Consider the following 14,743-nt stretch of genomic DNA (forward strand, 5'->3'; position numbering starts at 1 on the left):
GCATTAAGCAGGGCAAGCCTACTTTTTCGTTACTGCTGCTTTCTTTTTTGCCGGAGCCTTTTTTGCCGGGCTCTTCGCCGCTGCTTTTTTCTTGGCCGCTTTAGGTTCGAAAGCATTTGGTACCTGTTCTACAATTAGTTTCTTTACTTCTTCAAGAGATACACCAGCAAGGTCTTCAGGAGTATATTTTTCTCCTGTAGCCGGGTTTTTACCCAGTTTCAGCATGTCTTTACCGAAACGGATGAAAGGTCCCCATCTGCCGTTTTCAATGGCAATCTTTTCTGCTGTCCATTGCTGGATAAACCGGTTTGCTTCCTTCTCTACCTTTTTACCGATCAGTTCTTCGATATCTTTCTGGCTCAGGAAATCAAAGTTATAAGCTTTAGGTACGTTGATGAAGAGGTCATTCCATTTGATAAAAGGACCAAAACGACCTTTACCTTTAGTAACCGGTAAACTTTCATAATGCGCCACAGGTGCATCAGCATTTACCTTTTCAGCAATAATTTCGATGGCACGGTCTCTGTCTACCGACAGCGGATCTTCGTTTTTAGGAATGGAAATGTAGGCATCGCCCCATTTCACATATGGACCAAAACGGCCCACCCCCACAGAAACTTCTTTACCTTCGTAATCTTCCAGCTGGAAAGGAAGTTTAAACTGTTCCAATGCATCCTCAAGTGTTACCGTGGCTACAGACTGTGATTTGGATAAGCTTGCATAACGCGGTTTTTCCTCATCATCATTCTGTCCGATCTGCACCAATGGTCCGAATTTACCCACTTTAGCATATACATTTTTTCCCGAAACAGGATCAATTCCCAATAAACGCTCTCCGTTGGCACGGTCTGCATTCTCAAGGGTAGTTTCTACTTCCAAATGGAAAGGAGTATAGAAGGAGTGGAGCATTTTTGTCCATTCCTGAAGCCCCTGGGCAATTTCATCAAATTCCTTTTCTACGTTCGCAGTGAAATTAAAATCGACAATTCCTTTAAAATGTTCGACCAGGAAGTCATTTACAACTTCGCCGATATCTGTAGGGAAAAGCTTTGATTTCTCTGCCCCTGTAATTTCTGTTTTTATCTGTTTAGTCACCACGCCATTGCTCAGTACGATTGCACTGAAGGAACGCTGACGACCATCACGGTCTTCTTTAACCACGTAACCACGGTTCTGAATCGTAGAGATGGTAGGCGCATACGTGGAAGGCCGCCCAATGCCAAGTTCTTCCAGTTTCTTGATCATACTTGCCTCAGTATATCTGGCAGGAGGACGGGAGAAACGCTCCGTTGCATTCATCTCTTTCAGGCTCAGTTCCTGTCCTTTGGACAATGGAGGAAGCATGTTGTTCCCTTCGGAATCTTCCACATCTTCTTCATCGCTTGATTCCAGGTATACCTTTAAGAAACCATCAAATCTGAGTACTTCACCTTCAGCAACCAGATTTTCTTTACGTGTACTGATGGCAATCTGTGCTGTTGTTTTTTCAAACAACGCTTCGCTCATCTGTGAAGCAATGGCACGCTTCCAGATCAATTCATATAAGCGTTGTTCCGAACTATCGCCGGGTACGGTATGGTGGTTGAAATAAGTAGGGCGGATGGCTTCGTGAGCTTCCTGTGCACCTGCTGTTTTCGTTTTATAAGTTCTGATCTGATGGTATTTATCACCCCATGCCGATTTGATCTCTGCTGAAGCAGCTTGTAATGCAGTTTCAGAAAGGTTTACCGAATCGGTACGCATATAGGTGATTCTTCCACTTTCGTACAGGCGCTGTGCTACCTGCATCGTCCTTGACACTGAATATCCCAGTTTACGAGAGGCTTCCTGTTGTAAGGTCGAAGTAGTGAAAGGAGGAGCAGGGTTTCTTTTCGCAGGTCTGGTTTCCAGACTATCCACGCTAAAACCTGCTTTAATACAATCATTTAAAAATTTCTCTGCATCAGCTTCCAGCTCAAAACGCTGGGGCAATTCGGCCTTTACTACTTCCTTACCTTTTCCGGTACTGAACTGTGCAGAAACTTTAAATGCCGCAGTAGCATTAAATTTATTGACTTCTCTTTCTCTGTCTACAATCAAACGAACAGCCACAGACTGTACCCGCCCGGCAGATAAAGAAGGTTTTATTTTTTTCCATAAAACAGGGGAGAGCTCAAAACCTACCAGTCTGTCCAATACGCGTCTGGCTTGCTGGGCATTCACGAGGTTATAATCTATCGTACGAGGAGTTTCTATTGCCTTTAATATGGCAGGCTTTGTAATCTCGTGAAAGACAATCCTTTTCGTTTTATTTTCTTTTAATCCTAATGTTTCGTATAAATGCCATGAAATCGCTTCTCCCTCACGGTCCTCATCGGACGCGAGCCATACCATTTCGGCCTCCTTCGCTAATTTCTTAAGTTCTGCTACGACCTGTTTTTTATCTGCAGGAACCTCATAGGTCTGGGCGAAATTATTGGCTACATCAATACCCATGTCCCCCTTTACCAAATCCCGGATATGCCCGTAACTTGATTTAACAAGGAAATCTTTTCCTAAATACCCTTCGATGGTTTTAGCTTTTGCAGGTGACTCAACTATTAATAAATTCTTCGCCATTCAGAACGTTTTTCTGCAAATAAAGCTATAAATAAGGCTAATTTCAAAATTCGACACGACTTTTATAGTAATAATATTTGTAAATGTGTCATTTTACCCATGATAAAGTGGTGACTTAGAGCATATTTAAACCAAAATGAGAACCATACTCTTTTACAGGGACCGCTTCCGCCGGGCTTTCTTCCTGATCCGCCTGCAGCAGGATGCCGGAAACAACCGGATCATATCTTTACTATTTAATTATATATATTAAATCTTTTTGTGCTTAACTTCGTTTATACATTATAAAAAAACCAAGAATGAATACATTATTAATATTACTGAGCCTGATGTTTACGCCACCGGCAAAAAGCATTTATGATTTCAGCTTCAAAACCATCGACGGTAAAGAAGTAAAGCTGTCCAAGTTTAAAGGAAAAAAGATCCTGATTGTGAATACCGCTTCGAAATGTGGCTATACCCCACAGTATGAAGCCCTGGAAAAACTACACAAACAATATGGTAAAGAAGTCGTATTAATTGGCTTTCCTGCAGGTAATTTCGGCGGACAGGAATTGGCTACCAATGCAGAGATCCAGGATTTCTGTAAAAAGAATTTTGGCGTAACCTTTTTACTAAGTGAAAAAGTAAGCGTAAAAGGAGCAGACATCAACCCATTGTTCAAGTACCTGACCAGCATTGAGAACCCTGATTTCACAGGGGACATCAACTGGAATTTTGAAAAATTCCTGATCAATGAAAAAGGACAACTGGTACACCGCTTCAGATCTAAAGTAACCCCAATGAGTGAAGAACTGACTAAAAATTTATAATCAATTCTTTCCTTTAAGACATTAAAAAGAGAAATCCTTAACCGGGATTTCTCTTTTTTTTAACCCCAAAACGCATAGATTAACTTAACTTTGGGCTTTGAAATAATTATGCAGTATATCCAACCACTAAGAAAATACCTGGTTTTAGCAAGCATCCCGTTCTTTCTGATTTCCTGCGGTACAGCCAATTACAGACTGGTAAAAAGTAACCGTACGGAGTATAAAATGAATGGGGAACGGGCGGTCGACAGCAGCCTGATCAAAACCTATCTGCCTTACAAGATAAAGATGGAGCAGGAGATGAATACCGTAATCGGACATGCTGAGGTGCTGATGACGAAGAATGATAAGATCCCCGAAAACCTCCTGAGAAACTTTTTTGCTGATGCCCTGTTTCATGAGGTACTCAAATACGATCCGGCTGTGGATTTCGCCATGCCCTCTACCAATGGAGGTTTACGGGTTGACATCCCGAAAGGGGATATTAAAGTATCCAATATTTTTGAGGTGATGCCTTTTGAAAATGAAATGATGGTCTTTACACTGGGGCCTTCAGACGTACAGAACCTGCTCAGTTATATTGCTAGAACAGGCGGGCAACCGGTCGCCGGGTTGCGCATGAAAATTGTTGACAACCGTCCCACTGAGGTAATGATTAATGGAAAACCTTTAGATCCGAAGCGAAACTATAAAATCCTGACTTCAGATTATGTAGCCGAGGGAGGAGATAATGTACAGAGTTTCAAAAACCCAATAGACAAAAAAATCCTGGGAATCAGAATGCGCGATGCGCTGATTACTTACATTAAAGAGCATCAAGCCGCAGGAAAAACGATCAATCCGAAATTAGATGGAAGAATTACTAAAGATTAACCGCAGAAACTTCCTCAAAACGGGAGGAATGGCAGCAGCAGCTGTTGCCCTGAATTTAAATGCCTTTGATGCCATTGCGGCCGGAGACCTGGTTAAGCTAACCATTCTGCATACTAACGATGTACACAGCAGGATAGAGCCCTTTCCTATGGATGGTTCCAGACACCAGGGACTGGGCGGAACAGCCAGGCGTTCTGCTTTGATTAAAGCCATCCGCGCTCAGGAAGAAAATGTCCTGCTTTTTGATGCAGGGGATATTTTTCAGGGAACGCCGTACTTCAATAAATATGGTGGTGAACTGGAAATCAGACTGATGTCTGAAATGAAATATGATGCCGCAACAATGGGAAACCATGATTTTGACAACGGACTGGAAGGTTTTTACAAACAACTGCCACATGCCAATTTTCCTATCCTTTGCAGCAATTATGACTTCTCGGATACCATATTAAACAAATCCACTCAGCCTTATAAAATATTTAAGAAACAGGGCATTAAGATTGGCGTGTTTGGAATAGGCATTAAACTCAAAGGGCTGGTAGGAGACAGGAATTATGCAGAAACACAGTTTCTGGATCCGGTAGAGACAGCGAATAAAACCGCAAATCTGCTTAAAAACGAACTCAAATGTGACCTGGTGATTTGCTTGTCCCATTTGGGCTACAGATACGACAGTAATAGGGATTCGGATCGGGTATTGGCTCAAAATACCAGGAATATAGACCTGATAATTGGCGGGCATACCCATACGTTTATGGATCAGCCGGAAGACCTTCAGAATCTGGACGGTAAAATTACTACGATAAATCAGGTCGGTTTTGCTGGAATTAACCTCGGCAGACTGGATTATTATTTTGAAAGATATAAGGGCAAGCGTATTAAAACTGCTGCACCTTATACCATTTCAGATCAATTAGATAGTTAAGCTTAGCTCAACCTAAAATCAATAAAAATTAACAAAGGAAACCGCCTCCAAGAAGGTCGTTTCCTTCGTAAAATACGGCAGACTGACCAGGTGCTATTGCAGATACTGAATGATCAAATACCACACGCATTTTATCTTTCTCCTGTACAATAGTACTTAAGGTCCCTGCATCTTTGTACCGGATTTTAGTCACCACATTCTCCATGGGTTCTAAAATATGCTCATATTTAATCAGGTTCACATTTCTAACCAATGCTTCTCTGCGTTCCAGCTCATCGGCTCTTCCCAGAACAACAGTATTACTTTCCGGAAGGATCTGAGTCACAAACATCGGCTCACCAAAGGCAATACCTAATCCTTTTCTTTGTCCGATGGTGTAAAAAGGATATCCTTTATGTTGCCCAACCACCATTCCATTGCTGGTAATAAAATTACCACCCGCAACGCGGTCTTCCAGATCACCAACTTTATGCTTTAAGAAAGCACGGTAATCATTGTCCGGCACAAAACAAATCTCATAACTTTCGCTTTTTTTAGCGAGTTCTTCCTGTCCCATATCCAGCGCCATTTGTCTGATGTCTGCCTTGGCAAAAGAACCCAGAGGAAATTTAGTACGGGCCAGGTTTTCCTGAGAAACTCCCCAGAGTACATAAGACTGGTCTTTGTTTTCGTCGAGACCTTTAGAGATCACATGACGCCCATTGTCGTGCTGCCTTACATTGGCATAATGACCTGTTGCGATAAATTCGCAATCCAGTTTATTGGCACGTTTCAATAAAGCTTCCCATTTGATATGGGTATTACATAATACACAAGGGTTAGGAGTACGGCCTGCAAGATATTCGTCAACGAAGTTATCAATTACATAATCACCGAATTCATCCCTGATGTCTAATATATAGTGTGGGAATCCGTAATTCACGGCCAGGGTACGGGCATCGTTGATGCTGTCCAGGCTGCAACATCCGGTTTCCTTACTGCTGGTACCTGAGGTCGCATAGTCCCATGTCTTCATGGTCAATCCGATAACTTCATATCCTTGTTCATGTAACATTACTGCTGCTACTGAACTATCTACCCCGCCACTCATGGCTACCAATATTCTACCGAGTTTACTCATTATAATTTATTCTGACGCAAAAATAACGGTTTTTAGTGATACATCCTCATTTATGAAGTCAGTTACTTGTAAAAAGGAAAAATGATTAAAGTGATGATTAAACGTTATAGCAAAGCAATAGAGGTGATTCTTTCACAATTATTTCTATCTTAGGTTTATCATAAAAAATTTCAAACACGAAAATGAAGAAAGCTTTATTGTTTTGTTTACTATTTCCGGCGCTCGCTACGCAGGCGCAACAGGACCTGGTAAAATATGTAAAACCAATTATTGGCACCCAAAAGATGGGCCACACGTATCCGGGAGCAACAGTTCCTTTTGGCGCTGTTCAGCTGAGCCCGGATACAGACACCCTATCTTATGAGCTCAATGGAAAATATAACGGGGATGTTTACAAATACTGCGCAGGTTATAAGTACGAAGACAAGACCATTGTCGGATTTAGTCATACCCACTTCAGTGGTACCGGGCATTCCGATCTTGGGGATTTTCTGATAATGCCTACCCAGGGAACATTAAAAATGAATCCGGGAACGGCAGATGCTCCGGGAAGCGGCTTTCGTTCCGCCTTTTCTCATCAGAATGAAACCGCAGAAGCGGGCTATTATAAAGTCAAACTCGAAGACCATCAGATTCAGGCAGAGCTGACAGCAAGTAAAAGGGTGGGTATGCACCGCTATACCTTCCCTAAATCTGATGCCTCGCACATCATTCTGGATCTGATGTCGGGCATTTACAATTACGATGAAAAAACCGTATGGACCTATGTCAGGGTTGTAAATGATACCCTGGTTACCGGTTACCGTCAAACTAACGGATGGGCGAGAACAAGAACCGTCTATTTTGCCATGTCTTTCTCCAAACCTTTCAAAACATACGGACAAAAGAACTTTGACAAAAAACAGGTTTACGGAGGTTTCTGGAGAAAATTCGACCAGAACAACAATTTCCCGGAGATCGCAGGAAGAAGGATCCGGATGCACTTTGATTTTAACACCAGTGATCAGGAACAGGTAAAAGTGAAATTTGCTTTATCTCCGGTGAGCCAGGACAATGCCCTGGAAAACATGCGTTCAGAAATCCCCGGATGGGATTTTGATCAGGTAAAAAAACAGGCACAAACCGAATGGAATAAAGAACTGAATAAGATTGACATTGCTGCTTCAGAAGATGATAAGGTGAATTTTTACACGGCGATGTACCATGCCTTCATCAATCCTACAACTTACGGTGATGTGAACGGAGAATATAAAGGATTGGATCAAAACGTACATAAAGCGGATGGTTTTACCAATTACACGACCTTCTCTTTGTGGGATACCTATCGTGCGTTACATCCTTTCTTCAACCTGATCCAGCCGGCCCGAAATAACGACATGGTCAAATCTATGATGGCCCATTATGATCAGAGTACATTAAAAATGTTGCCGATCTGGTCGCATTATGCCAACGACAATTGGTGTATGAGTGGATACCACAGTGTTTCTGTGGTTGCTGACGCCATCATTAAAGGCGTCTACGACGGAGATGCGCAAAAGGCGCTGGAAGCCTGCATCACAACGGCCAATCACCGTAATTATGAAGGCATAGGAGTCTATATTGATAAGGGCTATATTCCGGCAGAAAATAGTGGAACCTCTGTGTCCAATACGTTAGAATATGCCTATGACGATTGGTGTATCGCCCAGATCGCCAAAAAATTGGGTAAGCAGGAAATATATGAAGAGTTCTTAAAGCGCTCAGGAAATTGGAAAAATGTATATGACAAAAGCATTGGCTTTATGCGTCCAAGACTTGCCGATGGTAGCTTTAAAAAAGAATTTGACGTATTGAGCACACATGGACAAGGCTTTATTGAAGGAAATACCTGGAATTACAGCTTTTTTGTTCCTCAGGACCCGGAGTCGCTAATGGCTGCAATGGGAGGGAAGCAACGGTTTGCTGCCCGTATAGACAGCTTATTTACCATGCACCTTCCGGATGAGTTTTTTGCAGATACGGAAGACATTACCCGTGAAGGAATTATCGGAGGCTATGTCCATGGAAACGAACCGGCCCATCACGTCGCTTATCTGTATAACTGGGCGGGCCAACCCTGGAAAACACAGCAAAGAGTAAGAATGATCTTAAAAATGCAATACAAGCCCAGCCCGGATGGCTTAGGTGGAAACGACGACTGTGGTCAGATGAGTGCCTGGTATATGTTTTCCTCTTTGGGATTTTATCCGGTAGCACCGGGTTCAGGAGACTACTCCCTGGGTAGTCCTTCTGTTAAATCTGCCAGCTTAAAACTGGAAGGAGGAAATACTTTCACCGTGGAAGCGATAAACCAAAGCGATAAAAACGTGTATGTACAAAAAGTTCTTTTAAATGGTGCATTGGTGACCGGAAACAGCATTAAGCATGAAGACATTCTAAAAGGAGGAAAGCTGGTTTTTTACATGTCGTCGAAACCAGTTAAATCATCAAAATAAACCGGGTTTTATGCCGCAAAAAGTAAACCTGTAAAAAACACTTCTCAAGAACCAGGAACCGGCAATTTACAATCAAAAGGAGTAAAACAAAAGATCTGCTAAAATCAATTGAAAAATTTTAGCAGATCTTTTGTTTTTACTGAAATAAATACAGATATTCAACATACGATCAATAAATCGCTCATAGACAAAGCGTAAGTCGTATAAAATTTAGGTTTGATACGGCCGGAGTTCTCCGGCCTTATCCATTCCTAAACAAAGGCAGGGTCGGCACTATCAGGATCATTGCCCTGAATCTGATTCCTTCTGATATCAGAAAGCTCCCTTGGTTTTTTAATGATTTTCTTATTGATGCCAACCGCACCATTATAAAGTAATATTCCTCCTAATAGAGTTTCCTGTATCCCGATAAATGGATGTTTTGAAATCGTTCTGACTCCTCTTTGAAAGATATAAGCACCCGCTATGATCGAAACTATTCTTTTGCCTGCGTCTAATTCTTCCGTATCGTATGCACTTAACAATGATTTTGCCGCTATAATCCCTAATTTATTCTTTAATATTCCAAACATAATTCTTCATTCTATATTACCAAATCAACACGGCCGGTATCATTTTGTTTGAAAATTCTCGAAATCACTCAAACACAATTTGTTACCAACAGGCCATTAACTCAATTTATCCAATACCATTTTAATGGCTTTTTCTACCACTTTATCCGGATTCTTGCTGAATTCAAAATTCACCCTGCTCGCCAGAATGGCATTTACAGAGAGTGCTTTATGACCAAGGGCCTTTGCAAGGGCATAAATACCCGCCGTTTCCATTTCCAGATTGGTAATCCTGTACTTCCCATGACGGAAAGTATTCAATAACTCAATGAAATTAGGAATTGCATTTTTGGCCCGTACCTGTCTGCCCTGAGGAGCATAAAATCCAGGTGCAGTCACCGTAATGCCTTGTTCCATTTCTGTTCCGATGCGACTGAGCAAGCCGGGATCTGCGGCAGTCAGATAAGGATGGATCCCCTTGATATGTGAAGCGTGTGACTGAAAAGCCTCCAGAATCGGACGCTCATCAACTGACAGCTCATGGACATAATACTTCATCAATGCATCCAGACCTAATCCAAAAGAAGAGGCAAGAATAGTGCCCATTGGCAAATCTGATTGTATGGCTCCTGAAGTTCCAACACGTATGATATCTAAAGAAATGAGTTCTTTCTTAATTTCCCTGGTCTCAAAATCAATATTGACCAGCGCATCCAGTTCATTAAAAACAATATCAATATTATCAGTTCCAATACCGGTAGAAATCACTGTAATCCTTTTTTGTCCGAGGTAACCGGTATGTGTTAAAAACTCCCGTTTTCCCTTTTTCAGCTCAATGCGGTCAAAGTGCTTAGATATCTCCGACACCCGATCGGGATCACCAACAGTAATCACCGTATGGGCAAGGTCTTCAGGTAATAAGTTCAGATGGTAAATTGTACCATCCCGATTGATGATTAAGTCTGCTTCAGATAATTTGTTTCCCATAATATTGGAGATTGATCACACAAACCTATGAAACCACCATGAGTTTACCTATACAAAGTGTAATAAATAAAAACTCATGATTAACCGATGACCATAAATTTATCAGGAAGTGAAAAGATAGGTGATTTTAACGCCGTCAATCTTCTCCAGCTTGCCTAAAACGACATTCAGGTTTGCCTTCCTTACCTCAAATTTGATCTTGCAGGAATTATCGAAATCCTGGGATAAAATATTGAGCTGTTCCTCCTTGAAAAGACGCATAACATCATTCATCATCAGGTAATCGAAAGTCAGCTCATAAATATCATTGACTGTCTTTTCTACTATTTCAGCAGTCTGAATAGCTTCTACGGCAGCCGTTTTATAGGCATTTATCAAACCTGGAACGCCCAATAAGGTTCCTCCGAAATAACGAACCACCACAACGAGTATATTGGTCAGATCTGCAGACAACAAGGCATTAAGAATGGGTCTTCCCGCAGTTCCGGAAGGCTCGCCATCATCCTGAATTCTGAAAACACCACGATCAGGACTGAGACGTAATGCCCAGCAAAAATGCCTTGCTTTTCCATGCTCCGAACGAAGATTTGCAAGCAGTGCTTTTACTTCATCTTCCGATCTTATCGGATAAGCAAAAGCGATAAATTTACTTCCACGGTCTTTAAAAAGTCCTTCAGAAGGAGTAGTTATAGTTTTATAAGTATCGTCAAAAAGCATAATTCTGGGATAGTCTGATTAAAATGATCGCGATGAGGGCAAGTACAAGCCCTATATAATTGAGCTTAGTCATTTTTTCTTTAAAGACGAGGATACCGATCAGGCTTCCCAGAATAATTACTCCAATATTCATTGCAGCAAAAACTGTGGATGGGTTTTTCGCCATCACCTGATGTGCTTTCAGGTAAAAGAGAATATTTCCAAAGTTAAAAAAGCCAAGGATACAGCCACAGATAAAATTGATGAGTTGCAGCTTTTGCTTCTTTACAGCTGAAAGGTACAGGATTGCCCCCAATGAGATAAGGAAGGAAAGTCCAAATATCAGAATCAGCGAACTGGTATAAGGAATCACTTTGATCTGGGAAACCTGTTTAAACAGGATATCTATTGCCCCAAAACCTACAAATACCAGCACCGGGTAGATCCAGTTTCCGGCAGTTGCAGAAGATTTTGTTTTGCGGTATAAAGTCAGGACAATAGCCATAAAGCCCAATATCAGTCCGAGGATTTTAAGGGTATTAAAATGATCTCCAAAAAGAAAATAAGCAGCAACAATGGAAATAAATAGCGACAATCGCTGTGCGATATCTGTTTTTACAATTCCTATATTCCTCACTGAAGCGGCAAGGAACCAGAAAATGAGGGGTAATAAAACACCAAGTCCCAGATAAACAGGGGAGAGCGGAGCACTGGTCAGCTCCTTTAAAGAAGGTTTAAAAAAAAAGCAGCTCAATCCAATTGCAAACAAATAATTCCAGGTCACTGCCTGAAGAACATTTATTTTATACCTGCGGGCAAGCTTTAATAATACGGCGACAGTAACACTGCAACAGATACTGATGATTAAAAATATCATAGTTAACTTTTATTTTGGTAGATGCTCAGCCGGTCATTTCCAACTTGCTGCACATCTGTAATCACTCCATTTATTTGAGGGGCCAAGATCCCGTTTTCCCAGGAAAGGGAAGAGCTGAATACCCTGGCCTCGTCCCATAATCCAGCGTTGATAAACTGATTGAGCAGGTTTGCTCCCCCATCAATAATTACAGATTGAATGTCCATGAGGTACAATTGAAAAGCGATCTTCTGTGGAAGGTAATATTGCATATCTTCCATTTGAATGAAATGGATATTCCCTTCAATATCAGTCCTTAACTCATTAAAAACAATAGTTTTAGCTACATCATTATAAAGATGAGATTCAGCAGGAATCTCCAGGTTCTTATCGATCAGTATGCGGATTGGATTTCTACCCGGCCATTCACGGACATCCAGTCGTGGATTGTCTACCAGTGCTGTTCTCTTTCCAACAATCACCGCATCTTCTTCTGTTCTCCATTTATGAACCAGTCGCCTGGCAAGCGGCCCGCTAATCCAGCGTTGTTCTTCTGCTACAGGCGCAAAATACCCATTGGCGGTATTGGCCCATTTCAGGATGATATAAGGTCTTTGCTGCAGGATCCTGGTAAAAAAGCGACGGTTTACCCAGGAACATTCCTTTTCAAGAACTCCCGAAACCACTTCAACTCCCGCATCTCTTAATCTTTCAATTCCTTTACCATCTACTGCTTCAAAAGGATCTCGGTTTCCGATTATTACTTTTTTGATCCGATGTCTGATCAGCAAATCAGCGCAGGGAGGTGTTTTGCCAAAATGAGCACATGGTTCTAAAGAAACATAAGCAGTAGCCTTCTCCAATAGCAAAGGAGCGGCATCTCCATACCTGGCAAAAACTGCTTTTACCGCATTTACCTCTGCATGGGCTTCTCCGATTTTCTCATGGTACCCTTCACCTATAACTTGTCCCTCAGCTACGATGACGCAACCTACCAGCGGGTTTGGACTTACATTTCCCATTCCCAGGCTAGCCAGCTCCAGGCATCTTTGCATATATAATTCGTCGGCCATTGCAGCAAAAGTAAGGTATATTGTTCGATTTACTTACTTTTGTACCGCATGAATTTAAGCCAGTTATTACATCATTTTAAGACAGAATTAAGAGATGTTTATGAGGAAGAGGAAGTTAAGTCTATTTTTTCTATCGCCGCAGAACACCTGTTACAATTCAACAGAAGCAAACTGATGTTGAGCTGGGATATAGAGCCTGAACCAGCTCAGGAAGCCTCATTCCTGGCCATAGCAAAAGGGCTGAAAGCACATAGACCGATACAATACCTTTTGGGAGAAGCCTTTTTCTATGGGTTGACCTTCAAAGTTAATGAGTCGGTCCTGATTCCAAGACCTGAAACAGAAGAGCTTGTTGACTGGATTATTTCAGGGCATCCCTCAAATCCTTCAGTCATTGATTTTGGTACAGGAAGTGGATGCATCGCCATCAGCCTAAAGAAACACCTGAAGAATTCCCGGGTGTCCGCAGTAGATATCTCCGAAGATGCCTTAAGGCTGGCTTCAGAAAACGCCTTGCTGAATCACGCTGCCATTAACTTCATTCATGCAGATCTGCTCAGCTTCCGGACTGAAGATAAATTCGACATTATTGTCAGTAATCCGCCTTATATTACTGGAAAGGAAATGGCCGAAATGCACCAGAATGTTCTTGCTCATGAGCCTCATCTGGCTTTGTTTGTACCCGACGAAAGCCCCTTATTATTTTATGAAGCAGTAGCTGATTTTGCCAGAACCAACCTTCAGAGAGAAGGGTCGTTATTTTTCGAGATTAATGAATACCTTTCTAAAGAAATGATTCAGATGTTAAAACACAAATCATTTACTACCATAGAATTAAGAAAAGACATGCAGGGTAAAGACAGAATGATCTGCGCTAAGTTCTAGGATGAAATTCGGTAATGATTCCCTTCAGGTAATCCCGGTCCAGGTGGGTATAAATCTCAGTAGTGGTGATGCTGGAATGCCCGAGCATTTCCTGTACGGCCCTTAAATCGGCACCTCCTTCTATTAAATGTGTGGCAAAAGAATGCCTGAACGTATGCGGACTGATGCTCTTCTTCAATCCGGATTTTAAAGCCAGGTCTTTAATGAGCGTAAATACAGAAATCCGGGACAAAGCCGTCCCTCTGCGGTTTAAAAAGATAAAGTCTTCCTGTCCTTTTTGAATGGGAACATGAACCCTGCTTTCTTCCAGATAGATTTTGATATACCTCAGCGCAGACTGTCCGATAGGTACAATTCGTTCTTTATTCCCTTTTCCAATGACCTTAATAAACTCAGCCGCCTCAAAGACATTAGATATCCTCAGGTTAATCAATTCCGTTACCCTCAGACCGCAACTGTAAAGCACCTCCAGGATTGCCTTATTTCTCATCCCCTCAGGTTTCGATGCATCAATTGCAGCAATTAAACCATTGATTTCTTCAATATTAAGGACATCCGGCAACTTTCTGCTTAGCCTTGGGGTTTCGAGCAGGGCGGAAGGATCTTCTTTGATGATCTGCTCCAGCAGGAGGAAACTAAAAAAAGATTTAATTCCCGAGACCACCCTGGCCTGTGTTGCAGGCAACATACCAAGCTCATTGATCCAGGATATAAATAACTTTAAGTCCGCAACACTAATCTCTTGAACAGGAGGATCTTTATCAATTGAATTGAAATACTGAAACAACTTCTGCACGTCATTCAGGTAAGCCTCAATGGAGTTAGCAGAAAGGGAACGTTCCAGTTTCAGGTACGCTTTAAAGGAGGATAAGTAGGGCTTATTAATCACACAA

13 protein-coding genes are annotated in these 14,743 nt (G+C 41.8%); 5 read left to right on the forward strand and 8 right to left on the reverse strand.

Going from position 1 to position 14,743, the window contains the following annotated elements; genetic code table 11:
• Positions 1–18: 18 nt before the first annotated feature.
• A complete protein-coding gene (gene topA, locus BFS30_RS23635) occupies positions 19–2,598 on the reverse strand; it encodes a type I DNA topoisomerase (protein WP_069381552.1) in 2,580 nt (859 codons plus the stop codon).
• Positions 2,599–2,897: 299 nt separating this feature from the next.
• Here topA and BFS30_RS23640 point away from each other — a divergent pair, with 299 nt between their 5' ends.
• From BFS30_RS23640 to BFS30_RS23650, 3 genes are all read left to right on the forward strand, one after another.
• A complete protein-coding gene (locus BFS30_RS23640; RefSeq protein WP_069381553.1) occupies positions 2,898–3,410 on the forward strand; it encodes a glutathione peroxidase in 513 nt (170 codons plus the stop codon).
• A 108-nt stretch (positions 3,411–3,518) separates the two neighbouring features.
• Positions 3,519–4,283, forward strand: a complete 765-nt coding sequence (locus BFS30_RS23645; protein ID WP_083252212.1) for a 5'-nucleotidase C-terminal domain-containing protein — start codon at positions 3,519–3,521, stop codon at positions 4,281–4,283.
• Positions 4,261–5,208: a bifunctional metallophosphatase/5'-nucleotidase gene (locus BFS30_RS23650; protein ID WP_083252213.1), complete on the forward strand. Its 948-nt coding sequence runs from the start codon at positions 4,261–4,263 to the stop codon at positions 5,206–5,208. The genes BFS30_RS23645 and BFS30_RS23650 overlap by 23 nt, the downstream gene beginning before the upstream one ends.
• Positions 5,209–5,236: 28 nt before the next feature.
• Here BFS30_RS23650 and mnmA read toward each other — a convergent pair whose 3' ends face one another.
• Complete coding sequence (gene mnmA, locus BFS30_RS23655; RefSeq protein WP_069381554.1) at positions 5,237–6,328, reverse strand: tRNA 2-thiouridine(34) synthase MnmA; 1,092 nt, start codon at positions 6,326–6,328, stop codon at positions 5,237–5,239.
• 182 nt (positions 6,329–6,510) lie between these two features.
• On the opposite strand from mnmA, the gene BFS30_RS23660 reads away from it, so the two are divergent.
• Positions 6,511–8,802, forward strand: a complete 2,292-nt coding sequence (locus BFS30_RS23660) for a GH92 family glycosyl hydrolase (protein WP_069381555.1) — start codon at positions 6,511–6,513, stop codon at positions 8,800–8,802.
• Positions 8,803–9,053: 251 nt separating this feature from the next.
• Here the strand turns inward: BFS30_RS23660 and BFS30_RS23665 are convergent, their stop codons facing one another.
• The 5 genes from BFS30_RS23665 to ribD all read right to left on the reverse strand — a co-directional run bounded on the left by BFS30_RS23665 (position 9,054) and on the right by ribD (position 12,965).
• On the reverse strand, positions 9,054–9,374 hold the full coding sequence (locus tag BFS30_RS23665) for a hypothetical protein (RefSeq protein ID WP_069381556.1): 321 nt from the start codon (positions 9,372–9,374) through the stop codon (positions 9,054–9,056).
• Positions 9,375–9,470: 96 nt separating this feature from the next.
• On the reverse strand, positions 9,471–10,340 hold the full coding sequence (locus tag BFS30_RS23670; protein ID WP_069381557.1) for a nucleoside phosphorylase: 870 nt from the start codon (positions 10,338–10,340) through the stop codon (positions 9,471–9,473).
• A gap of 102 nt (positions 10,341–10,442) precedes the next feature.
• On the reverse strand, positions 10,443–11,057 hold the full coding sequence (locus BFS30_RS23675; RefSeq protein ID WP_208603003.1) for an IMPACT family protein: 615 nt from the start codon (positions 11,055–11,057) through the stop codon (positions 10,443–10,445).
• A complete protein-coding gene (locus BFS30_RS23680) occupies positions 11,047–11,913 on the reverse strand; it encodes a DMT family transporter (protein WP_069381559.1) in 867 nt (288 codons plus the stop codon). The genes BFS30_RS23675 and BFS30_RS23680 overlap by 11 nt, the downstream gene beginning before the upstream one ends.
• A gap of 2 nt (positions 11,914–11,915) precedes the next feature.
• Positions 11,916–12,965: a bifunctional diaminohydroxyphosphoribosylaminopyrimidine deaminase/5-amino-6-(5-phosphoribosylamino)uracil reductase RibD gene (gene ribD / locus BFS30_RS23685; RefSeq protein WP_069381560.1), complete on the reverse strand. Its 1,050-nt coding sequence runs from the start codon at positions 12,963–12,965 to the stop codon at positions 11,916–11,918.
• A gap of 48 nt (positions 12,966–13,013) precedes the next feature.
• On the opposite strand from ribD, the gene prmC reads away from it, so the two are divergent.
• Positions 13,014–13,850 carry a peptide chain release factor N(5)-glutamine methyltransferase gene (gene prmC, locus BFS30_RS23690; protein ID WP_069381561.1) on the forward strand — a complete coding sequence of 279 codons (837 nt, stop codon included), beginning with the start codon at positions 13,014–13,016 and terminating at the stop codon, positions 13,848–13,850.
• Here the strand turns inward: prmC and xerD are convergent.
• Complete coding sequence (gene xerD, locus BFS30_RS23695; protein ID WP_069381562.1) at positions 13,840–14,739, reverse strand: site-specific tyrosine recombinase XerD; 900 nt, start codon at positions 14,737–14,739, stop codon at positions 13,840–13,842. The genes prmC and xerD overlap by 11 nt on opposite strands.
• Positions 14,740–14,743: the final 4 nt, after the last annotated feature.

It is taken from the genome of Pedobacter steynii, assembly GCF_001721645.1.
Taxonomy (GTDB): Bacteria; Bacteroidota; Bacteroidia; order Sphingobacteriales; family Sphingobacteriaceae; genus Pedobacter; species Pedobacter steynii_A.

What these genes read in the sequence shown, in the direction of transcription:
- topA (WP_069381552.1), bottom strand. Translation starts at nt 2,598, where the DNA reads ATGGCGAAGAATTTATTAATAGTTGAGTCACCTGCAAAAGCTAAAACC.
- BFS30_RS23640 (WP_069381553.1), top strand. Translation starts at nt 2,898, where the DNA reads ATGAATACATTATTAATATTACTGAGCCTGATGTTTACGCCACCGGCA.
- BFS30_RS23645 (WP_083252212.1), top strand. Translation starts at nt 3,519, where the DNA reads ATGCAGTATATCCAACCACTAAGAAAATACCTGGTTTTAGCAAGCATC.
- BFS30_RS23650 (WP_083252213.1), top strand. Translation starts at nt 4,261, where the DNA reads ATGGAAGAATTACTAAAGATTAACCGCAGAAACTTCCTCAAAACGGGA.
- mnmA (WP_069381554.1), bottom strand. Translation starts at nt 6,328, where the DNA reads ATGAGTAAACTCGGTAGAATATTGGTAGCCATGAGTGGCGGGGTAGAT.
- BFS30_RS23660 (WP_069381555.1), top strand. Translation starts at nt 6,511, where the DNA reads ATGAAGAAAGCTTTATTGTTTTGTTTACTATTTCCGGCGCTCGCTACG.
- BFS30_RS23665 (WP_069381556.1), bottom strand. Translation starts at nt 9,374, where the DNA reads ATGTTTGGAATATTAAAGAATAAATTAGGGATTATAGCGGCAAAATCA.
- BFS30_RS23670 (WP_069381557.1), bottom strand. Translation starts at nt 10,340, where the DNA reads ATGGGAAACAAATTATCTGAAGCAGACTTAATCATCAATCGGGATGGT.
- BFS30_RS23675 (WP_208603003.1), bottom strand. Translation starts at nt 11,057, where the DNA reads ATGCTTTTTGACGATACTTATAAAACTATAACTACTCCTTCTGAAGGA.
- BFS30_RS23680 (WP_069381559.1), bottom strand. Translation starts at nt 11,913, where the DNA reads ATGATATTTTTAATCATCAGTATCTGTTGCAGTGTTACTGTCGCCGTA.
- ribD (WP_069381560.1), bottom strand. Translation starts at nt 12,965, where the DNA reads ATGGCCGACGAATTATATATGCAAAGATGCCTGGAGCTGGCTAGCCTG.
- prmC (WP_069381561.1), top strand. Translation starts at nt 13,014, where the DNA reads ATGAATTTAAGCCAGTTATTACATCATTTTAAGACAGAATTAAGAGAT.